We start from the raw sequence: 6,609 nt of genomic DNA, 5'->3' as shown, positions 1-6,609 counted from the left end.
CTGTAACGCTGCTTGAGCTGGGATTCTAACTGCTCGAGCAGCGTTTTTCTGCGTATTGGGTCAATTTCGTAACGCAGCAGTTGCAAGCTGTCATCGAGCAGAGACTGCACCTCAGGCGCCGCATGCTGCTGCATGCTTTTGTACATATCGTAAAGACGCAATTCGCGGTGCTCGTCTATCATGATGGCGAAAAGAACAAGATCAGCCGACATGCGCAGCTCGCCATTGAACTGTTCCGCAGGAATAAGCATGATTTGGAGTTTGATGCCGGATAATGCGTACATTTTCTGCAAAAGAAGCGCATCCTGCTCGTATTGCGGAATTGTAGCAAGTGTAAGCGTCTCCCCTTGATAACCAGCCGATTGGATCAGCTGCTCAAATGTCGGTGGTGGTGGAAAAGGAAGTGAAGAATTGTCATTTTCCTTTGCATGTACATCTTCCTCTATCGCTGACTTCGGGAAAAAAGAACTCGCTGCTTCGATCACATCCCCGGAAAGCTGCTCTAATAAATAGGCTTGATCTAATGCCAAGCCGAGAGCTTTGCGTAAGAGAGGATTCCGAAGAGGGCCTTCTTTCCTCTCATTCACTGTCATGAATTTCGTGGTCATTCCGGATTGTCGCACTTGCTGCCAGCGCTGAGCATCCATGTCCGAAATTCGCACATTGTGCATGAGTTGAAAAGGCTGCTTCTGATCGGAGTCAGACAGATGTTCATTCTCTGGCAGTGTCCACACTTCAACACGATCCAAGAAACCTCTGCCTTGAAAATACGCAGGAAATGCCTCCAGTATCCAAATGCCATGTTCATGACCCGCTAAGCGAAAAGGACCTGTCCCGATAGGGTTCGTACCCATCCAACCACCGGATGCTTCACACGCGTCTTCAGGAACAATCGCAGCTCGATTCGTGCTCAAGAATCCCAAAAACAATTCATTGCGTTCAACTAATTGGATGATAACTGTTGTGTCRTTTGGGCAGGAAATCTGCTTGATTCCCGCATATGCCCAGCTGTACAGCCCGCGCGGCGCTAAGCGCTGCAGTCTTTCCAGCGCATATTTGACATCCCTGGCGGACATTTCGCGACCATGGTGAAAGCGCACTCCTTTTCGAAGATACAACGTCCACACGGTTCTCGTTTCATCAACCTCCCAGGCATGCGCCAAATGGGGCACGATGTGCTCACCCTTTGAATCCATCCGAACGAGACCATCGAAGAGCTGGTTCACCAGATGAGATTCCCCGGCGTAATGGATGGAAGCGGGATCTAACGCATGAATGGTTTGGGTCAGTGGGAAGCGCAGCACATCAGATCGCCGATCGCCTTGCAGCTCGGAACGAAACCCGAATTGACTAGACAACCATTCTTGGAACTGCTCTCTAAGGTGGGAGGGATGATCGGTTGTTTGCAGCAAATCAAGTGCAGATTGTAAGTCTTGCTTAGCCACGAACTGTTTGGCTTCTTCCAGAAGCAGTTGTTCTTTGCGCATATGAAAAATGAGGGTCGAGCGGTTGCCGCGGCCTTTTTTGGGCTGCCAAGTGAGCCACTGCTCTTGCTGCATTCGCTTGAGGAGAAGCACCATGTTGCGGTGCGTGCAGTCTACTTGCGCTGCAAGCTCTTCGAGCGTTGTCTCCAGCGGAGACTCTTCATGGAGCTGTGGAAAGGCATCGCGAAGTGTCAAATAATGCTTGCGAATTTTCATCCATTGCCCTCCGTCATAAAATATGAAATTACCGAAAATAAACTTACACTTTTTGTTCTTGTTTTAAAGGTTACAATAAAAGGCAGGAATTATCAATTCCTTGCAATTCTATTTCGTCATGATTAAAGGAGAGAAAGTTCAATGAGAGATCCAGCTCCATGGCAAAGGAAATATAGCTACATGCTAGCGTACGCTTGTTTATTCGGACTGTTGGTACAATATTTATTTATCGGCCGACCAGCGGGCATTTCTGTATTTCTAAGCGTTGCCGGCTTCTATGGACTTTATTTTTATTCGATAAAAGGGAGATTAGGCGGATTTGAGCCGTGGAAAGGGCAAAGTACAGCGGGATGGCTGCTTATGGTGCCTGTCGCTTTACTGGCGTTGACCTATGCCTTGTTCGCAAACAGCTTTTTTCACCTGCTCAATATGATTGCCCTGCCGCTTTGTATGGTGATGCAAACGGTCGTGCTATCGAGGAATAGCAAACACGCCTGGTACCACGCTACTTTTTTGCAAGACATGGTGAGGCATGTATTCAGGTTTAGGTCGTATCGTTCTTGCAGTTGCGATCACTCTTTACACTTTTTGCTACATGTGGGGACTGCTTTTCCCAAAAATTATCGAGGCATCGCACCCATTTGACAGTACGAAAGATGAAACTGCTGCTGCTGTTGACGTGGTTCGCAACAAACCCATGCTTGACCCAATAACAGCAGGAACACTGCTGGTTTGTGTGAATGTCGTGTATGTCCTGTTCGCGATCATCCAATTCTCCTATTTATTCGGAGCCGCAGATGGCCTTTTGCCTACAGGTGTGGCTTATGCGGAATATGCTCGCAGAGGGTTTGCGGAACTGGTCGTCGTCGCTCTAATCAATGTTTCGCTGCTGTTCCCTGGTTTACATTGGATTCGCTCAAGCACTTCACTAGGAGAAATTATCCGAAAAACGCTACTTACGCTGCTAGTAGCCTGCACGATTGTCATGCTAATTTCTGCGTATGGAAGGCTTTCGCTATATGAAGAAGCTTATGGATTTACACAGACGAGACTGCTCGTGCATGGGTTCATGATCTTCCTTGGCATTTTGTTTATTCTCGCATTTTTCCGGATATGGGTGGAAAAGATGTCGATGTCCAGAGCCTACATAACCACGGCCATACTTGCCTATTTAGTGATGAATTATATGAATCTCGACCACCGGATCGCCATTAATAACATGGAACGTTATGAAAAATCGGGAGTCATCGACCTTGATTACCTAGGTAATCTTTCAACCGATGTAGTACCCGCATTGAAGCAGCTGCAGGCCAAGCATCCCGAGCTGAACTCCGTTCAACAAACAATAGATCGTGTAATGGGTGATCAAAAGAATAAAACTTGGCCATCCTGGAATCTATCCAGCTATCGTGCAAAAAGGTAGGAAAACCAGTCTTCTTGGCGAATATAGACGGGAAATAAACATTTCAGGAGGTTGCCAGTGGGGAACCCTAGCGAAATACCCGATCTTCTACGTCGTGTCAAAGAAGGAGATCCGATTGCTTTTGAGATGCTGATTAGCGCGTATCGCACAGCAGCCTTATCATGGGCGCAGGCCATCGTTCGCGATGCATTTCTCGCAGAAGATGTGGTTCAGGAAGCTTTTCTCAAAGTAAAAGATAAAATAAATGATCTAAAAGACGAGGAGAAATTCGGAGCGTGGTTTCGGTTGATGGTTCTCCGTATCGCCATGAATTCCATTCGTGGGGCTGCTAATCGGAGCGAGTACGTTACGGAGGAAATCCCAGAATCGGGTTGGGGAGAGCTCAGCGGGAGCGAGGGGATTAGCCCCAGAGTCTGGCAGGAGCGGGAAGAAAGCGAAGACCTGATTCGCAGTTCCATGCGCCCGCTTTCTGAGCAGGCGCGGGAAGTTTTGAGCGCTAGCGCTTTTGATGAAGCGACGACGGAAGAATTGGCGACCCGCTTCGGGATGAAGCAAAGCAATATTTACAACTTGCTGTCTCGCGCGAGGGTGAAAGCGAATGAAGAGCGATTCCGCGAGGAAATCGAACGCTATCTTGAGGTTCGGAAGATGAGCGGTCTGACCGTCACCAGAACATTGCCGCTTCCTCTGTTTTCTAAGCCATATGCCTTCTTATCGGTGATGATCGGTGAGGCACTTCGGACAGTAGGAGAGGAGAACATTTCCCATACGCAGTTGATGGGGATCTCGGGCGATGCGTTCCGTTTGAACGTGGCCAAAAGCTGTCATTCACAAGGGATTTCAACGTTCGACTGGAGTTACACCGCATACCGCATTCTAGAGCGGTTAGGCATCAACGGGACTTGTTTCGGGCGTCCTCATCGAAAGACACTGACACCCGAACAGCAAGTTCATATTTTATCCATCGTTCATGGTTCTATCGACCAAGGTGTCCCCGCAATTATTTGGAACATGCAAAGTAATGAATTTGGGTTTGTTCATGGTTACGATGACAAAGTACAGAAAATCATGTATCTAGGATACAGCCGCGAGGAGCGGTCAGTTCGGTATGACCAGTTGGGGCGAAAGGCTGATCAGCCGCCATTGTTCGTTCTTGGCATCCGCGGTAAAGTATCAGCTCCTCAAAAAGAGGAGGCATCGCTACGAGCGATTATTGATCATGCAAGAGGGAAAGAGCCTCCTTTGGATGGTTACGCCTTCGGCCTTGACGGTTACCGTCTCTGGTTAGAAGCGGTAGAAGATGGTTCACTTGATCTGCAAGGACATGCCTATCAAGTAGCGATTCTAGCTGAATCTCGGGAGCATGCGGCTCTGTATTTGCAGGAGCTGTCGGATAGCAGCAACAACGTCCAGCGCAAGCAGCGGCTTGTCGAGGCGGCGTTGTGTTATAAGCGAGTCAGCCAATCATTCACACGTTTATACCCGAGCTTTCCTTTCGGTTATGGAGGCAGTCATGCAGGTCGAATGTGCAAGATCAGGGAAGAACTGATGTTAGCCTGGGAGGCTGAAAAAGAGGGCATTCATCTTATTGCATCTCTTTTTGGATAAGTGTGATAGAAATGATTCAGCCGCTGTGTCTATACATTGAACAATCAACTAAGGAGGAAATTGACTATGCCACATCCGATTAATGCTTTTATGCCAGCTATATTTGTTCCCGTACAAGATCTTAAACGCTCTATAGAATGGTATGCGAACTTGTTTCAGCGCCCAATTGTTCCTCAACCTGATGAGGACAGCCATGGTATTTATATTTTTGATTTGGATGGAACGGAAATTATTCTGGACAGGAATACTTGGGGATCTCCGCCGACCATTATGTTCGATACCGATGATATTCATGCTGCGCATCAATTTTGTGAAAACAAATCTCATACGGTCTTGACGGATACTTTCGAAGATGAGTATCTTTCCGTTTTCAATATTAACTCTCACATGGTTTGCAAATCGAATCGGGATTTAGGTCTTAAGAAGACTCGGCCTGCCAATGCTTTTCTGCGAAAAATAAGCCGCATCCTCTTGCATGCGGATGATATCGATGACACGACGGCTTGGTATGAAGATTTCCTTGGGAGAAGCGCAGGTTCAGATCCTCGGTTCGGCGATTTGCCAGCGATTCAAATGGATCGCGGCGCTCATTTGCTTATTGATGATAACCGACTTAGCCAATCCCAAAGCAAATACTTTGAGCAGCTCCAGTTGGAAGCACGCACGAATCCGATTATGATCATTGAATCGCCAGATTTGGTAGCTGCCCTTGAACATGTCCGTTCGTTAGGCGGTCTCAATAGGGAGGGAATTGAAAAGCGGTTGGGTGTTACTTGCTTCCAATTTCAAGATCCTGATGGCAATGGATACCTGATTGTGGAAGAAGTAGACAAAACAGCACAATAAGAGATGAAGCGACGAGATGGCATATGGTGTTAAGCCATGCGAATTTGGTAAGATACCTGCAAATACAGCTAGGAAGGGTTGAACATATGCCATTTTTATCACTTACGAGTTGGAGTTTGCACCGACTGCTTGGTCCATTAAGGTGGACACGCTGGGATGAATCAACACATTCGCAAATAACGGTTGTACAGGAGCAACCGGAACATCTTACGCTGCTCGAGCTTCCTGCGGAGCTTGCCGACAAAGGATTTGCTTCTTTGGAGGTTTGCCATTTTCATTTCCCTGAAACGGGCGCAGCGTATCTCAGCGCGTTGAAACAATCGTTCGAGGACGCAAATCTTCGGTTCTACTCGCTGTTGCTTGAGTATGGGGATATCTCTAGCGCTGATGAGGTTCGCAGATCTTCGGACATCGCTTGGATCATGGAATGGATTGATATCGCGGCAAATGCGGGAGCAGAGCGAGTTCGAGTGATTGCTGGCGATGCGGAGCCTTCAGATATTCAGGCCTTAGCGCGTTCAGCTGACGCTATACGAGAATTAGGGGAGTATGCTAGCTCACGCGGAGTGAGGGTGGTTACGGAAAACTTCCATTCGCTGACTTCGGTAGCTGTTAATTGCCTAGCCTTGTTGAAGCAATGCGAGAATGTCTTAGGTTTCACTTCCGATTATGGCAATTTCAAAGGAAGTGATAAGTTCGAAGCTCTCGGCCAAACGATTCCATTCAGCGAATCGATCCATGCCAAAGCGCAAACTGATGCGGAAGGGTTTCCTGATGAAGATGAGTTCATACGCTGCATGGAGATTGCGAAGCAAGCGGGGTACGAAGGACCGTTTACTCTTGTCTATGATGGACCCGGAGACATGTGGGAAGGGATTGAGCGTGTTCGGAAGCTTGTCGCTCCGTACGTGACGTCAGCATAATTACCTGCATTTACTGTGAAATTAAAAGTTGGTGAAACGCGAGGTTTGATTCTTTTTGCTAAAGATAAGCATGTTTTATGATGCTAAGTCACCAGTGGGGAGCGAAAAG

General features: G+C 47.6%; 6 protein-coding genes. 5 read left to right on the top strand and 1 reads right to left on the bottom strand.

The window, feature by feature from the left end; all coding sequences use genetic code 11:
- Positions 1 to 1,700, bottom strand: a 1,700-nt coding sequence (locus AC1DUA_RS25620) for an ABC transporter substrate-binding protein (protein WP_477502456.1), incomplete at its 3' end; no start/stop codon positions are given.
- Positions 1,701 to 2,026: 326 nt separating this feature from the next.
- Here AC1DUA_RS25620 and AC1DUA_RS25615 point away from each other — a divergent pair.
- From AC1DUA_RS25615 to AC1DUA_RS25595, 5 genes are all read left to right on the top strand, one after another.
- A complete protein-coding gene (locus tag AC1DUA_RS25615) occupies positions 2,027 to 2,185 on the top strand; it encodes a hypothetical protein (protein WP_477502455.1) in 159 nt (52 codons plus the stop codon).
- Positions 2,186 to 2,232: 47 nt separating this feature from the next.
- On the top strand, positions 2,233 to 3,123 hold the full coding sequence (locus AC1DUA_RS25610) for a DUF4153 domain-containing protein (RefSeq protein ID WP_477502454.1): 891 nt from the start codon (positions 2,233 to 2,235) through the stop codon (positions 3,121 to 3,123).
- Between the two features lie 57 nt (positions 3,124 to 3,180).
- Positions 3,181 to 4,731 (top strand): RNA polymerase sigma factor, encoded by a 1,551-nt coding sequence (locus AC1DUA_RS25605; protein ID WP_477502453.1) that lies wholly within the window; start codon positions 3,181 to 3,183, stop codon positions 4,729 to 4,731.
- A gap of 66 nt (positions 4,732 to 4,797) precedes the next feature.
- The gene (locus tag AC1DUA_RS25600; protein WP_477502452.1) at positions 4,798 to 5,577 is read left to right on the top strand and encodes a VOC family protein; all 780 of its coding nucleotides are present in this window, start codon (positions 4,798 to 4,800) and stop codon (positions 5,575 to 5,577) included.
- Between the two features lie 86 nt (positions 5,578 to 5,663).
- On the top strand, positions 5,664 to 6,500 hold the full coding sequence (locus AC1DUA_RS25595; protein ID WP_477502451.1) for a sugar phosphate isomerase/epimerase family protein: 837 nt from the start codon (positions 5,664 to 5,666) through the stop codon (positions 6,498 to 6,500).
- Positions 6,501 to 6,609 lie beyond the last annotated feature (109 nt).

It is taken from the genome of Paenibacillus sp. 01T422 (assembly GCF_056398785.1).
This window is presented reverse-complemented; position numbering and strand designations above follow the sequence as displayed.

What these genes read in the sequence shown, in the direction of transcription:
- AC1DUA_RS25610 (WP_477502454.1), top strand. Translation starts at nt 2,233, where the DNA reads ATGTATTCAGGTTTAGGTCGTATCGTTCTTGCAGTTGCGATCACTCTT.
- AC1DUA_RS25595 (WP_477502451.1), top strand. Translation starts at nt 5,664, where the DNA reads ATGCCATTTTTATCACTTACGAGTTGGAGTTTGCACCGACTGCTTGGT.
- AC1DUA_RS25600 (WP_477502452.1), top strand. Translation starts at nt 4,798, where the DNA reads ATGCCACATCCGATTAATGCTTTTATGCCAGCTATATTTGTTCCCGTA.